Annotated in this window: 13 protein-coding genes; 9 read left to right on the forward strand and 4 right to left on the reverse strand. The window is 34.5% G+C overall.

All coding sequences use genetic code 11. The annotated features are described in order from the left end of the window. Positions 1-286: 286 nt before the first annotated feature. From treC to rfbG, 6 genes are all read left to right on the forward strand, one after another. Complete coding sequence (treC, locus tag C2I06_RS01055; RefSeq protein ID WP_123257277.1) at positions 287-1,969, forward strand: alpha,alpha-phosphotrehalase; 1,683 nt, start codon at positions 287-289, stop codon at positions 1,967-1,969. Between the two features lie 111 nt (positions 1,970-2,080). Beyond that, positions 2,081-2,554, forward strand: a complete 474-nt coding sequence (locus C2I06_RS01060; RefSeq protein WP_095332091.1) for a PTS sugar transporter subunit IIA — start codon at positions 2,081-2,083, stop codon at positions 2,552-2,554. Positions 2,555-2,885: 331 nt separating this feature from the next. Then, positions 2,886-3,632, forward strand: a complete 747-nt coding sequence (locus tag C2I06_RS01065) for a sugar phosphate nucleotidyltransferase (protein WP_123257278.1) — start codon at positions 2,886-2,888, stop codon at positions 3,630-3,632. A 24-nt stretch (positions 3,633-3,656) separates the two neighbouring features. Next, positions 3,657-6,608, forward strand: coding sequence for a cell envelope integrity TolA family protein (locus C2I06_RS01070; RefSeq protein WP_123257279.1), 2,952 nt, complete (start codon positions 3,657-3,659; stop codon positions 6,606-6,608). A 12-nt stretch (positions 6,609-6,620) separates the two neighbouring features. Continuing rightward, entirely contained in the window at positions 6,621-7,565 is a 945-nt protein-coding gene (locus C2I06_RS01075; protein WP_123257280.1) for an NAD-dependent epimerase/dehydratase family protein, read from the forward strand. Between the two features lie 20 nt (positions 7,566-7,585). Further along, positions 7,586-8,656, forward strand: a complete 1,071-nt coding sequence (rfbG, locus tag C2I06_RS01080) for a CDP-glucose 4,6-dehydratase (RefSeq protein ID WP_123257281.1) — start codon at positions 7,586-7,588, stop codon at positions 8,654-8,656. 166 nt (positions 8,657-8,822) lie between these two features. On the opposite strand, the gene C2I06_RS01085 is transcribed toward rfbG, so the two are convergent. Together C2I06_RS01085 and C2I06_RS01090 are read right to left on the reverse strand one after the other, a co-directional pair. After that, the gene (locus C2I06_RS01085) at positions 8,823-9,914 is read right to left on the reverse strand and encodes a polysaccharide pyruvyl transferase family protein (RefSeq protein WP_123257282.1); all 1,092 of its coding nucleotides are present in this window, start codon (positions 9,912-9,914) and stop codon (positions 8,823-8,825) included. Continuing rightward, positions 9,911-10,867 (reverse strand): glycosyltransferase family protein, encoded by a 957-nt coding sequence (locus tag C2I06_RS01090; RefSeq protein ID WP_249928264.1) that lies wholly within the window; start codon positions 10,865-10,867, stop codon positions 9,911-9,913. The genes C2I06_RS01085 and C2I06_RS01090 overlap by 4 nt, the downstream gene beginning before the upstream one ends. A 156-nt stretch (positions 10,868-11,023) precedes the next feature. Here C2I06_RS01090 and C2I06_RS01095 point away from each other — a divergent pair, with 156 nt between their 5' ends. Then, on the forward strand, positions 11,024-12,133 hold the full coding sequence (locus C2I06_RS01095; protein ID WP_095332107.1) for a polysaccharide pyruvyl transferase family protein: 1,110 nt from the start codon (positions 11,024-11,026) through the stop codon (positions 12,131-12,133). Then, positions 12,115-13,050 (forward strand): glycosyltransferase family 2 protein, encoded by a 936-nt coding sequence (locus C2I06_RS01100; protein ID WP_123257284.1) that lies wholly within the window; start codon positions 12,115-12,117, stop codon positions 13,048-13,050. Before C2I06_RS01095 ends, C2I06_RS01100 begins: the two co-directional genes overlap by 19 nt. 358 nt (positions 13,051-13,408) lie before the next feature. Here the strand turns inward: C2I06_RS01100 and C2I06_RS25715 are convergent, their stop codons facing one another. After that, positions 13,409-13,540, reverse strand: coding sequence for a hypothetical protein (locus C2I06_RS25715; protein WP_275068574.1), 132 nt, complete (start codon positions 13,538-13,540; stop codon positions 13,409-13,411). A gap of 335 nt (positions 13,541-13,875) precedes the next feature. Between C2I06_RS25715 and C2I06_RS01105 the strand changes: the two genes are divergently transcribed. Beyond that, positions 13,876-14,766, forward strand: a complete 891-nt coding sequence (locus tag C2I06_RS01105) for a cation diffusion facilitator family transporter (protein WP_123257285.1) — start codon at positions 13,876-13,878, stop codon at positions 14,764-14,766. 103 nt (positions 14,767-14,869) lie between these two features. Here C2I06_RS01105 and C2I06_RS01110 read toward each other — a convergent pair whose 3' ends face one another. Next, the gene (locus C2I06_RS01110; protein ID WP_095332111.1) at positions 14,870-15,667 is read right to left on the reverse strand and encodes a nucleotidyltransferase domain-containing protein; all 798 of its coding nucleotides are present in this window, start codon (positions 15,665-15,667) and stop codon (positions 14,870-14,872) included. Between the last annotated feature and the right edge of the window lie 134 nt (positions 15,668-15,801).

A 15,801-nucleotide genomic window follows, 5' to 3' on the forward strand; every position in this document is an offset into this window, starting at 1 on the left:
AGAGGTAAGAGCTAACTTGGTTTATGACAAAGGAAGTTTTGAAAACGTATTACTAATCAGTTGACAACTTGTATATACATGTTATGATGAAAGAGAATAAAAATTATTAGTCTTGTTCAAATTCCGAATCATATAGAAGAAACGTTTCTATAATGTCAAACCAACTCGTAAATCTATTGAGCAAGTACTAGTAATCAAAAGGAAGTAAAAAAACGTAAATGCTAACTGTATTGTGTTTTTACAGACAGGAAAAAGAACATAATTTTCACATCGGTGGTGTATATAGATGAAACAAGCATGGTGGCAAAAGGCAGTTGTGTATCAAATTTATCCGAAGAGTTTTCAAGATACAACAGGAAACGGTGTAGGAGATATTCAAGGGATTATTAAAAGATTAGATTATTTAAAAGAATTAGGGGTAGATGTATTGTGGTTAACACCTATTTATGCTTCTCCTCAAAAGGATAATGGCTACGATATTAGTGATTATTATTCCATTCATCATGAATATGGAACGATGGAAGATTTTGATCAGCTATTAAAGGAAGCCCATCAAAAAGGCCTGAAAGTTATTATGGATATCGTTGTTAACCATACTTCAACGGAACATGAATGGTTTAAACAAGCAGCATCTTCTAAAGATAATCCATACCGTGATTTTTATATTTGGAAAGATGGAAAAGAAGATGGCAGTGAACCAACGAATTGGCAATCTAAATTTGGTGGAAATGCATGGCAGTATGATGAAAAATCTGGCCAATATTATTTACACCTTTTTGATGTAACGCAAGCTGATTTAAATTGGGAAAATGAGCATCTTCGTGATGAAGTGTATAAAATGATGCAATTTTGGTTTGAAAAAGGCGTAGATGGTTTTCGTCTTGATGTCATTAATTTGATTTCAAAAAATCAAAATTTCCCAGATGATGACGGATCCGTAGCGCCTGGAGATGGAAGGAAATTTTATACAGATGGACCTCGTGTGCACGAATTTATCCATGAAATGAATCAAGAAGTATTTTCCAAATATGACAGTATGACAGTTGGAGAAATGTCTTCTACAACACTAGAGCATTGCGTTAAATATACAAAGCCAGAGCGAAATGAGTTAAGTATGACTTTTAATTTCCACCACCTAAAGGTTGATTATCCCAATGGAGAGAAGTGGGAAATTGGCGAAATGGATTTTCATGCTCTGAAACAAATTTTATCTAAATGGCAAGTTGGTATGAATGAAGGAGGAGGATGGAACGCACTTTTTTGGTGTAACCATGATCAACCACGTATTGTTTCCCGTTATGGGAATGACGGGGAATTCCACAACGAATCTGCTAAAATGCTTGCTACTACCATCCACATGATGCAAGGCACACCTTATATTTATCAAGGAGAAGAATTTGGCATGACAGATCCTAAATTTACTTCGATTGATCAGTATAGAGATGTGGAATCTTTGAATATGTATAATATTTTACAAGCAAACGGTAAATCAGAAGAAGAAATTCTCGAAATTTTGCGCAGAAAATCACGTGATAACTCTCGTACACCTGTTCAGTGGAATGGTAAGAAAAATGCTGGGTTTACGGATGGAACGCCATGGATTGAAACGGCTCGAAATTATCGAGAACTAAATGCAGAAAATGCATTAAAGGATAAAGACTCTATTTTTTATCACTATCAAAAACTTATCCAGCTGCGGAAAGAATACAATATCATTACAGACGGAGATTATGAACTAATTGCTCCTGAAGATGATAAAATATTTGCCTATTTACGCAGTACAGACAAAGAGAAATTATTAGTCGTTAATAATTTCTATGAAGAAGAAGTGACATTTACTTTATCAGAGCACATTGATTGGACAGGATTAACAGGTACCATTCTTCTATCTAATTACCCTGATTCCGATTCCATGAGAGAAAGTATAAAGCTAAGAGCATATGAGTCTATTGTCTATTATATAAAGTAATAATATTTCGTGCAGATATAGGCTTTTAGAAATATTATTTATTAGATTTATGGGAAAATTTTTGTTATTAAGTTAAAATAGGAAGTGAATCTTTTATTGGAGGGTGCTACCTTGTTTAAAAATCTATTTAAGAGAAATAAGGAAGAAAAAACGAATACGACTCAAACTTATATTCAACCATTAGAAGGAAAGCTATTAAGCATTACAGAAGTTCCAGATCCAGTATTTGCGCAAAAAATGATGGGAGACGGCATAGCGGTTGATCCATCCAATGGCGTATTAGTTGCTCCAGCAGATGGTCAAATTATGAATGTGTTCCCAACAAAGCATGCAGTAAGTATGACTGATAACAATGGAAAAGAAATCTTAATTCATGTTGGATTAGATACAGTTAGTTTAAAAGGGGAAGGGTTTACTTCTTTTGTTAAAGATGGAGATAAAGTAAAACAAGGACAAAAATTAATGGAAATTGATTTTGATGCAATCAAATCAAAGGTTCCTTCCATCATTACGCCAATGGTATTTACTAACCTTGAAGAGAATGAAAAAGTGATAGTAGAAGGTAATGAGATTAGAATAGGATAATAATGAATGCTATGAGGTAATTTTACCTTATAGCTTTTTTTATTCGGAATAGGGATAAACTGCCTACAGGTAAAACTGTAGGTTTTTTATATTTGTTTGAATTTCCCCTCTTTCTTTAGGGATAATTTTATAAAAAGTATTGCTGTTCTCTTCTATAGCAAGAAGAGTAAGGACTCATAATATCCTTCAAAAAAGGACAGTCTGATCAGTATTTTCTTCAAATTACTCGAAAAATTCGCCTATATCTTACCAAACCTAATGAAACAACCTACGCATAATTAGTAGCCTGTACATATAATGGCATGAAAATACTAAGAGAAGAGGTGAAAGCATGAAAGTTGTAATTTTATGTGGGGGCAAAGGAATGAGAATGAGAGGCTTAACAGAGAATATACCGAAAGCCTTAGCTGATGTTAATGGGAAGCCAATTATATGGCATATTATGAAGCATTATAGTGAATATGGTCATCAAGATTTCGTTTTACCAGTGGGCTATAAAGGAGAGCAGATAAAAGATTACTTTGTTAATTCAGCCTGGAGAAATAATGATATACAAATTGATTTAGCAAACAATCAATATAACATTCTAGAAAAAACAGAGCCATGGACAATAACTTGTATAGATACTGGTCAAGATACAATGACTGGAGCAAGAATTAAACAGTTAGAATCATATATAGATGATGATATCTTTCTATTAACCTACGGAGATGGTTTGTCTGATATTGACTTAGATAAACTTATTGCCTTTCATAAAGAAAAAGGAAAAACAGTTACACTTACAGGCATCAAAAAAAATAATCAATATGGAGTACTGGATATAGAAGATGGTATTGCTAACCGCTTTGCCGAAAAGCCGATTTTAGATGACTGGATTAATGGGGGATTTTTTGTTTGCAATAAGGAGTTCTTTCAGTATCTATCAGCCCAGCCGGATTGTGTGTTAGAGGAAGAGCCATTAAGAAAGTTAATTGAAAAGAGAGAACTTGCTGTCTATTTGCATGAAGGTATATGGGTATCTATTGATACGCCAAAGGACTTGGAAGATGCAAGAAAGATTTGGAAAAAAGAACAATAGATATAAGGGAGAGAGAGGATTGCCATGAAATGGCTAAAAAGAAATATCATATCAGACTTTTTAAAAGCATTGTCGAGTGAGGAGAAACAAGAAAAGTCAGCGACGTTAAATATTCAACTGTTTTCAAAAGAGATTTCAGTGAAATTCCATGTAGATAATCTAGTTGATATTATAAATGGGGCAAGGAAAAATAATAAGGTACTGGAATTACCCTCACCACAAGCAGAAACTTCCACACCGGAGATTATAGATGCACAAGCATCAGTTGTTAATGAAAATGCCCAGGAAACAATGGGGGCTATTATACAAAATGCAGAAGTAATCGATCAAGAAAAAGCGAGACAAGAAGCGGAAGTGAAAGAAAAAGCAAGACAAGAGGCAGAAGCGAAAAAAGCAAGACAAGAAGCGGAAGCGAAAGAAAAAGCAAGACAAGAGGCAGAAGCGAAAAAAGCAAGACAAGAGGCAGAAGCGAAAGAAAAAGCAAGACAAGAGGCAGAAGCGAAAAAAGCAAGACAAGAAGCAGCGGCAAAAGAAAAAGCAAAACAAGAAGCAGCGGCGAAAGAAAAAGCAAGACAAGAAGCAGCGGCAAAAGAAAAAGCAAGACAAGAAGCGGCGGCGAAAGAAAAAGCAAGACAAGAAGCAGAAGCGAAAAAAGCAAGACAAGAAGCAGCGGCAAAAGAAAAAGCAAGACAAGAAGCAGCGGCGAAAGAAAAAGCAAAACAAGAAGCAGCGGCGAAAGAAAAAGCGAGACAAGAAGCGGCGGCGAAAGAAAAAGCAAGACAAGAAGCAGCGGCGAAAGAAAAAGCAAAACAAGAAGCAGCGGCGAAAGAAAAAGCAAAACAAGAAGCAGCGGCGAAAGAAAAAGCAAGACAAGAAGCAGCGGCGAAAGAAAAAGCAAAGCAAGAAGCAGTGGCGAAAGAAAAAGCGAGACAAGAAGCAGCGGCAAAAGAAAAAGCAAGACAAGAAGCGGCAGCAAAAGAAAAAGCAAAGCAAGAAGCGTTAAAAGAAGCAAAAGATCAACAAATAGTATTAGTAAACACAAAAGAGCAAACTAAATTATCGCCAACAGAGCCAATCGCATCAACCAATCAAAATTTTTGTGTGATTGCCGGTAAAGAATATTGCATTAAAATTATGGCGGTTTATGAGTCTCTTGCTAAAAATAGTGATAACTTCAACTTATGGGTATGTTGTACGGATGCTATTACGCACAAATTTTTAAATGAAAAGAATCTAAAAAATATGCATCTTATTAGAGTAGAAGAAATAGAGAATGATCAATTAAGAGCAGTTAAACAAGAACGAATGATTAATGAATATTGTTGGACATTAAAATCTTTCCTAATTGAATATATCTTAAAAAATAACGATATTGAGCAAGTATTATACTGCGACGGAGATATTTATTTCTTCTCTAATCCAGCAAGTATTTTTAATGAGTGGGGTTCTGCTTCCATCTTTTTAACTCCACAAAGAGATCTAGATTGGGTAGAACAAAAATATGGGAAGTACCAAGCAGGTATTATTGGATTTAGAAAAGATGAAATTGGATTGTCAGCTGTTCAATGGTGGAAGGAGCGCTGCATTGAATGGTGTGGAGTAGTTGAGAGCAATGGACGTTTTGGAGATCAAAAGTATTTAGATCAACTGCCAATAATGTATGATAACGTGCGAATATCTTCTAATTTAGGAGTAAATGCTGCACCTTGGAATATTATCTACAATAATGATTTCAACGTTTCTTTACAAGGAGATAAAGTTTTTATCAATAACGATCCACTTGTTGCTTATCATTTTTCCTGTATAACCATATATGATAGTGATAAATATGATTTATGGAGTATGCATCAATTAAATATTCAAAAGGAAATTATGAATTATATTTATGTTCCATACCTTGATTTATTAGAAAATTTAATCAAAAACTATCAAAATAGTTATCCTGGTATTATTAAGGCAACATTATCGACAAAAGACTTTATTCAAGCGAAGACAAAATATCAATCAACAAAATTGAAAAAAAGAATGATTCAATACAATAACTATTTATTATTAACCTCCATATTTAGTAAAGAATATTTAGTTAAAGGACTTGCAATGTATCACTCGCTTAGCAGACAAATAGATAATTTTCACATATGGATTTGTACAATGGATTCAGAAACCTATGATGTCTTATCCAATCTTAACTTGAAAAATGCTACGCTAATACCAGTAGAGACATTTGAAACCCCACAATTAAAAGAGATAAAACAACAACGAACGCTGCAAGAATATTGTTGGACAATAAAAGCGACGTTACTAGAACATTTACTATCCACACATGCAGATATTGACCATCTCTTCTATTGTGATAGTGATTTATATTTCTTCTCTAACCCACTTTCTGTAATTGATGATTTTAGTAGATACTCTGTTTATTTATGTCGCCAACGCGGAACAGATACACTGGAACATTTTCATGGACAATATCAAGCGGGATTTATCGGCTTCAAAAACGAACGAAATAGCCGGAAAATTCTAAATTGGTGGAAGAAGAAGTGTTTAGAAGAATGTTCAGAGGTTTATAACGATGAACGTAAATCATGGGGAGACCAATTGTATTTAGACCGCATCCCAGAATTATTTGAAAATATAAAAGTGAATCAAAACCCAGGAATCAACGCTGCTCCATGGAATCTTATTTTGAACAATACAGACCAAGAAGTAACCATGAGGGAGAATAATGTATATATTGACAGTAATCCATTGATATTCTTCCATTTTGGAAGCCTCCTGATCTTAAATGAGAATGAATTTGATCTATGGAAGCTAGAAAAAGTAGACATTTCATCCGCCACTTTAACGTATATTTATAATCCGTATTTAACGAAAGTAAGGGAGCTATTGAGCAGCTTATCTAATAACGCCCAATTCTTTGCTAATCTTCCTAGCGGATATATAGCCAAAAATCCTTATTCCATTGCCTCATTATAAGAGGTGGGTGACATGAAGTTAAAAAATAAAAAAGTTTTAGTTACAGGTGCTTATGGTTTTATTGGCTCCCATCTTATTAAACGGTTAGTGAAAGAAAATGCGTCTGTCGCTGTTATTATTCGAGAACATTCCAATCCTTGGAGAGTACAGGAATATTTGCCTCATTTAAAAAAATATGAGGCAAATATTCAAAATCGCTCAGACATATGTCGGATTATTCATGAATTTCAACCAGATTATATTTTTCATTTAGCAGCTTATGGAACAAACCCAAGTAACAGAAATGACTTACTTGCATATGAAACTAATATTGTTGGAACAATGAATATTTTATTTGCAGCCAAAGGTACCAAGTGTAAAAAAATTATTTGCCTTGGCAGTAGTTCTGAATATGGAGATAAAAAGGAAAAGATTCATGAAGATATGTTATTAGAACCAGTTGATATCTATGGAAGTACAAAAGCAGCATCTACTATTATTTCCCATCAGTTAGCACAAGAATATAAGCTTCCCATTATCACTTTACGGGCATTTAATATTTTTGGGGAAGCAGAAGATAATCATAAATTATTCTCTCATATTATTGAAAAAGTATTACGTGGTGACGAGGTGAAATTAACGTCGTGTGATCAATACCGTGATTATAGTTATGTCGGCAATATCGTCGATGGCTTAATCCTTGCAGCCACATATGAAGGAAGTAATAATATGATTTTAAATATGGCTTCTGGAAATGCCTATCCTTTACGATATTTTGTTGATTTGATTTATCAGCATTTAGGCACAAAGCAAGTACCATTATATGGTGCCATTCCCAAAAGGGAGAATGAAAGAAATGCGCCTATCCCTGATATTACAAAGATTCAAAAAGTGCTTGGATGGACTCCTGCTGTTTCCATAGAAGAGGGGATAAAGAAAACCATTGCCTGGTATAAAAGTTATTATCATTTTCATTAATGGGAGTGGAGGTGTTACTTATGACAACTGATTGGCGAAAAATTTATAAAAATAAAACGGTACTGATAACTGGTCATACAGGTTTTAAAGGTTCTTGGCTGGCTATTTGGTTAATGAAGCTAGGCGCGAATGTAATTGGTTATTCTTTAGATCCAATTGGAGAAGAGAGTTTATTTAAATTAACAGAACTGAATAATAAAGTGAAGGATATTAGAGCAGATATTCGTGATGCTGCTAAACTACAAGCAGTTTTTGAAGAATATCAACCTGAAATTGTCTTTCATTTGGCAGCACAGCCATTAGTGAAACAATCTTATCGAGACCCTATCTATACGTATGAAGTGAATGTAATGGGGACAATGCATGTATTGGAAGCAATCAGAAAGTCACCTTCTGTAAAAGCAGGTGTAATGGTAACCAGTGATAAGTGTTATGATAATAAGGAATGGGTATGGGGCTATCGTGAAACAGATCCGATGGGAGGATATGATCCATATAGTTCCAGTAAAGGATGCTGTGAACTATTGATTTCTTCTTATCAGCATTCCTTCTTTCCAATTGAGTCTTATTCTAAGCATGGTAAGTTAATTGCTTCTGTACGAGCGGGTAATGTAATTGGGGGAGGGGATTGGTCGGAAAATCGCATTATCCCTGATAGCGTTCGCTCCTTAATGTCTGATCAAGCGATAAAATTACGTTCTCCTCATTCTGTTCGTCCGTGGCAGCATGTATTAGAGCCGCTTTCAGGTTATTTGAAAATAGGTGCTTATCTATACGAGGGGAAAACACAATATGCCGAAAGCTGGAACTTTGGGCCAGAATCTGATAGTGTGACAACCGTACAACAATTAGTCGAAAAAATTGTTGAACACTGGAATGGTGGCACATGGGAAGTAGAACCATCATGTTCTGCAGAACATGAAGCAAAGCTTCTTAGTTTAGATATAAATAAAGCAAAGTATTATTTAGATTGGCATCCCAAATGGAATATTGATCAGACCGTTTATTATACAATGGAATGGTATAGGTTGTATCAAAAAGTGGACGTTTACGAGCTATGCTTAAAACAGATAAATGAGTATGAAAAATAAAATCATCCGATTAATAGAAGCTTTCCTTCCCTTTAATAGAGAATGGCTCCAAAAAGGGAAAGGTTTAAAGAGCTTCTATTTTTATTTTTTTAGGTTAATATAGCTTATACCGGCTTTTTATATGTATAAAAGGGATGTTCCGTAGAATAGGAACATCCCTTTTAAATTACTTTTTTAATGACAAGATAAAGTTTTTATGTCTTGCGACAATTCTCTCTTTTGCTTGCCTAAGCTTTTTTCGGTTCTTATTGCTTGTTAAATAATATTCTTTGTTTTCAATCGTTTCTGCTAGTTTCTCCGTATTGGATAGTAACGTATAAGGTAATTGATGGACAGAGGCGGCGAAATCTACACCTTTTGAGCGATAAGCTAATTGGAAGAATGGGGTACCGCTTGATGCAGAAAGTACATTTGCATGCAGCTTTAAGTTAAGCGAAAAGTGGCATAGCGATAAGAAAGAATAAATTTGTGAAGCTGTGCAAACTTCTGGAATGAATGTGACTTTTCCTTTCTTCTTTATGCTCTCATATAGTTCCTTGCAGTGAGGAACATCTAAATCCCACATTGGAAAAATTACAATTTGGTATCCTTTTTTTAAAAGATTGGTACATGCTTTAATGATTTGCTTTTTAAGTTTATATTCATCATAGCCAAAAAGGATGTTTTGGGTGGTACCCCAATTGACCGCAATTATTTTTTTATCGTGATCTTGCAAGTATTTGCTTCTTATATAGTCGTCCTTTTGGGGAGTAAACAGCATCCCAGAATCACCGATTATCTGGTAATTACTCGTTGGCGAAGGATTTAAAGTCTTAATATACTTTTGTGTAAGTGGGCCTCTAAGACCTGCGAATGTGGAGTATTCAATCACTTTTTTTATTTTTTCTCTATTAATCTCTTTATTATTGAAGGTGGTGGAGGATAATTGGAATTTTCCCCTTTTAAAGGATTCAATTGTTTCTTCCGTCATATAATCAATACCTGTTCCATAGCAATATAGTGGAAGTTTCATTTCGATTGCCTCTAATGCCAAATCGATAAAGAAATTGCCCTGAAATAAAGAGCCACCTCCTAAGATAACGATATCAAATGGTTTTTCTCCATATAATTCTTTTAGGGTTTTAGAAGAATTAATTGGGTAGGAGAATAAAGTATAGTCCTCGTGAAGCCATCTTTCGCAAGCTTGAGCAAATGCTTCATAACAAACTTCATCTCCGATATTATTAACACCCAAATAACCAAGATATAAGATTCTCATTGCTCGTTGCCCCCTTCTTTAGCAAGAATTTCTTCAATATGAGCAAGGAGCTGCTGCGCACGAACTTGTACAGAATGTTTTTTTCTTACCATTTTATAGCCATTTAAAGCAATTTTTTTCCCTAATGTTTCATAATTTCTTAAATGATATTTAGCCTTACGCATAAAATTTTCTTCATTGATTTCAATGAAATGAACTCCAGGGATAAATCCTAAATCTTTAATTTCTTTTGTGCAGGAAGCTAGTAATAAAGTATTACAAGCTAAAGTCTCGTAGTATTTCATTACAGGATAATGATAAATGGAATCACAAGTAAAAAACATTTTTGCTTTGTTCAGTTCTTGTGCGAAGCTGCTCGCTACTTTAAATGATCTCTCATCATACTGTTGGTGGAAATAGCCAGGATGCGCATGATAGGTGAAATTTGATAAATTCTTCATTTGATCAAGAATTTTTTGACGTAATGGATAAACAGTAGGATGTACAGCCCCCATCATTAAATAATCAATGGTTTTCGGTTGCTTGAAGTCTTTAAATACATCAATATTTACATAATGAGGAAACCATATCATTTTATCTTTAAATTCTGGATACCATTCTAAAAAAGTATCTCTATAATGGGTGAAGATATATTTAACATTATTTTCTTTAATGAATGCTCTTCTTTGATCCATTTGGTAGTTTAAATCATGCATGATAATCCCAAATGGAATATTGCAGTCCTTTAGACCAGTTACTTTTGGTGATCGGGTAGGACGTAAATCATTAACTAGGATAAAGTCAGGCTGAAAGTTCATTTTTTGTATCGTCTCACTTATATTACCGTCTTCCTCCCAGGTTCTAATATCAACGTATTTTTTTAATTCTTTTGTTAAATAATACGTATTTCTTTCTATCCCATTTTCCCAATTTTTTGTAATAAAAAGTATCTTTCTTTTCTTCTTTAATGTCATCAGCATCATGTCCTTTCCCTAATGTTTACTATATATTCTATTCTTGTCCCCCATAAATCGGACCATAGCAAATGGTCCAAATGTTAGCTGCTGGTCACCTTTTTATGGATTGTCCATATACTATTAAGAGATATGAGAGGTAGGAGGAGTACTTAGATGAGTAAGATTATTCTTTCAGGTTATTATGGAGAACAGAATGGCGGAGATGATGCATTGTTACTAGTATCCTCTTGGGGAAGCCGGAAATTTCTATCTGGAGATAAAATTTATGGGACATGTATACAAAAGCCTGTTCTGCCATTAAATGCGGAAATTGAAGCATTATTTGTTCAAGAAGAACAAGAACGTAATGAAAACTTACTTCGTTTGTACAGGCATTGTTATGAGAGTGATTTAATTTTATTTGGTGGTGGCTCTGTTTTTCATTCGACAGATAAAATGACAAGAGATAGCGATTTAATCGATTTAAATAGAGGAAAAGGAGCAGCGGCAATTGGGGTATCCTTTGGACCATTTAGAGATTCGGCTGCTGAAGGTGCATGTAAAAAGCTTATCGAAAAGTTTAATTATATCGGCTGTAGAGATGAGGAAAGCTATGAACTAATTCGTTCTTTCTCCTCCGATGTAAAGGTAGAATTAACATTTGATTTAGCCGTACTTTTACCACTTGTAGCTGGTGAAAATTTTAATGGAATTCACACAAGAAAAGGTTTGGGAATTTCCTTATGTCACTACGAGAGATATATTGGTGGAGATACAAGTATTGAAAAGACGAGACTGAAAAAAATAGTCAATGTTCTAAATGGACTTCACCAGGAGGAAATAGAAGAGTTAGTCTTTATTGATTTTAATGGTCATCCTATTTTTGGAGATCAAGACATACATCGTGAAGTCATCGACCAATTACACACAAAGATTCCTATTAAGCATCTGTCATATGATAAAGATCCAATGAACACTCTCCGAACTATTGCCTCATTAAAGGGATTGATTGGGATGAGACTGCATAGCTCTGTGTTTGGCTATATTACAAATACACCGACAATCATTCTTTCTTACCATCCTAAATGTGATGGATGGGCCAAGCAAATTCAAGCAGATAAAGAGTATATTATTCCGTCCCATTCCTTTGAAGAGGAGAGCATATGGCATGCTCTTAAACAAATTATAGCTGGACAATATAGGTATCCAAAACTATCGATAAAGGATGCACAATCACTAGCGATGAAAAATTGGGAGGGTGCAAGATGGTCGCTGTCTCAGTAGTTATTCCACTATATAATAAAGTACAATATATTGAACGAACGATTATGTCCATTCTTTCGCAAACATTTCAAGATTTTGAGATTATTATTGTAGATGATGGTTCAACAGATGGCAGTGTTGAAAAAGCGGAAACATGGATAGACGAGCGGATTAAGGTCCTAAAGATGGAACACAAAGGTGCCTCAGCAGCTAGAAACAAGGGAATACTTGCAGCTACAGCTGAATTAATTACATTTATTGATGCAGATGATGAGTGGAAACCAGGTTTTCTTGAGAAAATTATCTATTTAAAAGATAAATATCCTGAATGTGGCGCTTATGCAACAAGCTATGAAATCGTTCTGCCGACGAAAAAGAAAATAATCCCATCCATATATCAAACACCTGAAAAGTGGGAAGGGGTATTTACAAACTATGTTGAAAAAACATTAAAGGATTTACCAATCATTTCTTCTGCAATCGCAGTTCGAAAGCAAGTTTTTGATAAAATAGGTTTATTTAAAGAGGGAGAGCCTCTTGGTGAAGATCAAGATATGTGGTTGCGAATTGGAATGAACTATTCGATTGCTTATATAAATGAAAGCAATGCCATTTATTACCGCGGGTTAGAAAACAGTGTATGCATGGATTTGACCATATTAAATCGCTATCCGATCATTTATTCATTAGAGAATTTGCTTCATAAAGAGGAAATTCCATATATAGATTTGTATTTGTCAAAATTAAAATTAGACTATAGTAAAAGATTACTAGAGGCAAATAAATTAGATTCTGCTTGGCAAGAATTACAGAATACAAAAGCAAGTGTTTATAAATGGCAAAAAATAAAACTTTGGTTATTCTACTATTGGAAAAAAATCAGCAATAAATATAGTTTTACACAAAAAAACATAATAAAAAATGCCCGTAAGCTGTAATCCTAGGAAAAAGTGCCCCATGCTAATACAAGCGGAGGCGAGAAGTTATTTATGGTATTTGCTGAAAAATTGGGAGTTTGGCTGATATCCCTGAAGTTTTGGCTGATATATTTCAAGTTTGGCTGATATCCCTGAAGTTTTGGCTGATATATTTCAAGTTTGGCTGATATCCCTGAAGTTTTGGCTGATATATTTCAAGCTTGGCTGATATCCCTGAAGTTTTGGCTGATATATTTCAAGCTTGGCTGATATCCCTGAAGTTTTGGCTGATATATTTCAAGTTTGGCTGATATCCCTGAAGTTTTGGCTGATATATTTCAAGTTTGGCTGATATCCCTGAAGTTTTGGCTGATATATTTCAAGCTTGGCTGATATCCCTGAAGTTTTGGCTGATATTATCCAAGTTTGGCTGATTCCACCCTCGCTTTGGCTGAATAAATCCATAGTTTGGCTGAAAAGCCGTTTGCAGAGGCTGAAATCCATCTCGCATTAGCTAATAAATCCAAAGGGGCAGATAAATTCCCCGTTTGACTGATACTATATGATATTTTGGTTTACTTACCGTATTTAATCAACTTGAATTTAAATGTTAGCTTTCTTCACTGCAACTATAACTATCCCAAAATTTTCATTTATGAATAATATAACTTATTTTCTTACTTTCATTTCCCACAAACGAATACATTCCTAAAGAAAAGTAAATGATTAATTTGTAAGAAGGCAACTTTTTTTCTCTAGACCCACTGCTTTCTTTTCTGCTAATATGTTTAAGTTGACTTTTTAAGTGTATTGAAATTTTTGGAAAATAAAAGAGGTTGATGAAATTTGGGATCGAGAGAATTGCTAGCCAAACGAGTAGCTTGGATTAGTGTAATTAGTAATATTATCTTAACAATTGGGAAAATAATAGTGGGTTGGATAGGGAATAGTGATGCGGTTTTTGCCGATGGAATTCACTCAGCTGCAGATGTGTTTGCCTCTGTCCTTGTTTTAGTCGTTATTAAAATTGCGAATAAACCGGCAGATCAGGAACATCCATATGGACATGGGAAGGCAGAAATAATTGTATCTGGTATTGTTGGTATGATTCTTTTATGTGTCTCTATCTACTTGGTATATGAAGTAATAATTGGGTTATTCCATCCCATCACAACACCAAGTATGATTGCAATGTGGGTTGCTGTTATTTCTTATATTTCGAAAGTGCTATTATATCGATATAGTAAAAGGATTGCGAAGGAACAAAGCAGTAAAGCAATTGAAGCAATTGCTTATGATCATAAGGCTGATATTGTGGCATCCATTGCAGCAGCAATAGGCGTTCTGTTCTCTATCCTTGGAGAAAAGTTGAATATACATTTATTTCTTTATGGAGATAAGCTTGCAACGATCATTGTAGCTTATTTGATTTTTAAAATTGCGAAGGAAATGGTAAGTGAAGCTTTTGATATTTTACTGGAGCGGAATATAGATCTGGCAATTTTAGCAGAGTATCATGACATAATTTCTTCCTTTGCTGAAGTAAAGCGAATTGACCGACTCCGTGCTAGAGAACATGGTCACTATATATTAGTCGATTTACGTATCTCAATCGATTACGATAAAACCATTAAGGAAGGTCATGATTTATCTAGAAAAATAAAAAAGAAATTAATGGCAAAGCACGATAATATTAATGAAGTGCTAATTCATTTGAATCCATATTTTAAGGACTAGCATTCTTTTGTCCATGCAAAGATACCGCAATTACTTTTTATATAACTAAAAAAGGTCATGAAAAAGTGTTGTTCTTACATGAACGCTTTTTCAATGACCTTTTTCAATAATTCCAGACTTCTTTTAATGAAAATCGAAATAGCTCATTTAATTGTTCGGTTGGATCTTCCGAATTTTTTTGCAACCCTTTTGCGTATGCTTCTAGCTCGTGGATCTCACTTTCTAAGAATGTATTAATGAGATTGATTCGTGGTTCAAGTGATAATTCTTCGCCGGATTTTTTTCTTTCTAATAAAGTACTAATACTTGTAAGAAGGTCACCAGCAGGGATAAGTTCATGTACTAATGTTTCGAACTCCATTGGCGGAACCGTTTGGTATATTTGAGTCCACTTTGCTGCTAAAATTGGTCTTAATACATAAAAATATTTTTTTATTTTAACGGTATCTCCTTGTAGGTATTCTCGAAAATTTCCTTTTGCCATATTTAAATAATGATAGATAATGGAAGCAGGCGAGAATATTTCTTTTTCTAGTTCTTTCATTTGATCGATGGTTGAAAAACGCTGATAATATACCATATTAGAGCGTAACCATTCTAATAACGGAGGATTGGACTTGCGAAAAAGCTTAAGCGTTTTAGTTAGTTCCCAGCCGCTCATATCTAATAAGGGATCAACAGGGATTGATAATGAATCGTGGTTTGGAATCTCGATTACATCTCGGCTGCGATCAATCGATAAGTACCAGTTTGGCTGGTGAATATAAATAAAGCGAACATCATAATCACTATCCTTGGATGGAAAGCCCCATGCCCGACTTCCAGATTCACATGCATAAAGCACCTTTATGTTAAATTCCTTTTCCGTTTGCTCAATCACTTTTCTGATATGGTTTTCCAAAGGCATATACCTCCAATTGATTTTTGCTCATTTTACCAAAAAAATCAGCGATTTACCATATTAATCTGCAAAATGATAACGTTCTCATGTACAATAATAGGGAGTGCTTATTTTGTCTGACTATCCCTTTAGGG

Source organism: Niallia circulans, from assembly GCF_003726095.1.
Taxonomy (GTDB): Bacteria; Bacillota; Bacilli; order Bacillales; family Cytobacillaceae; genus Niallia; species Niallia circulans_A.

Excerpts from the sequence above, each read along its gene's own strand:
- treC (WP_123257277.1), top strand. The coding sequence starts at position 287 with ATGAAACAAGCATGGTGGCAAAAGGCAGTTGTGTATCAAATTTATCCG.
- C2I06_RS01065 (WP_123257278.1), top strand. The coding sequence starts at position 2,886 with ATGAAAGTTGTAATTTTATGTGGGGGCAAAGGAATGAGAATGAGAGGC.
- C2I06_RS01070 (WP_123257279.1), top strand. The coding sequence starts at position 3,657 with ATGAAATGGCTAAAAAGAAATATCATATCAGACTTTTTAAAAGCATTG.
- C2I06_RS01075 (WP_123257280.1), top strand. The coding sequence starts at position 6,621 with ATGAAGTTAAAAAATAAAAAAGTTTTAGTTACAGGTGCTTATGGTTTT.
- rfbG (WP_123257281.1), top strand. The coding sequence starts at position 7,586 with ATGACAACTGATTGGCGAAAAATTTATAAAAATAAAACGGTACTGATA.
- C2I06_RS01085 (WP_123257282.1), bottom strand. The coding sequence starts at position 9,914 with ATGAGAATCTTATATCTTGGTTATTTGGGTGTTAATAATATCGGAGAT.
- C2I06_RS01090 (WP_249928264.1), bottom strand. The coding sequence starts at position 10,867 with ATGACATTAAAGAAGAAAAGAAAGATACTTTTTATTACAAAAAATTGG.
- C2I06_RS01095 (WP_095332107.1), top strand. The coding sequence starts at position 11,024 with ATGAGTAAGATTATTCTTTCAGGTTATTATGGAGAACAGAATGGCGGA.
- C2I06_RS01100 (WP_123257284.1), top strand. The coding sequence starts at position 12,115 with ATGGTCGCTGTCTCAGTAGTTATTCCACTATATAATAAAGTACAATAT.
- C2I06_RS25715 (WP_275068574.1), bottom strand. The coding sequence starts at position 13,540 with ATGCGAGATGGATTTCAGCCTCTGCAAACGGCTTTTCAGCCAAACTAT.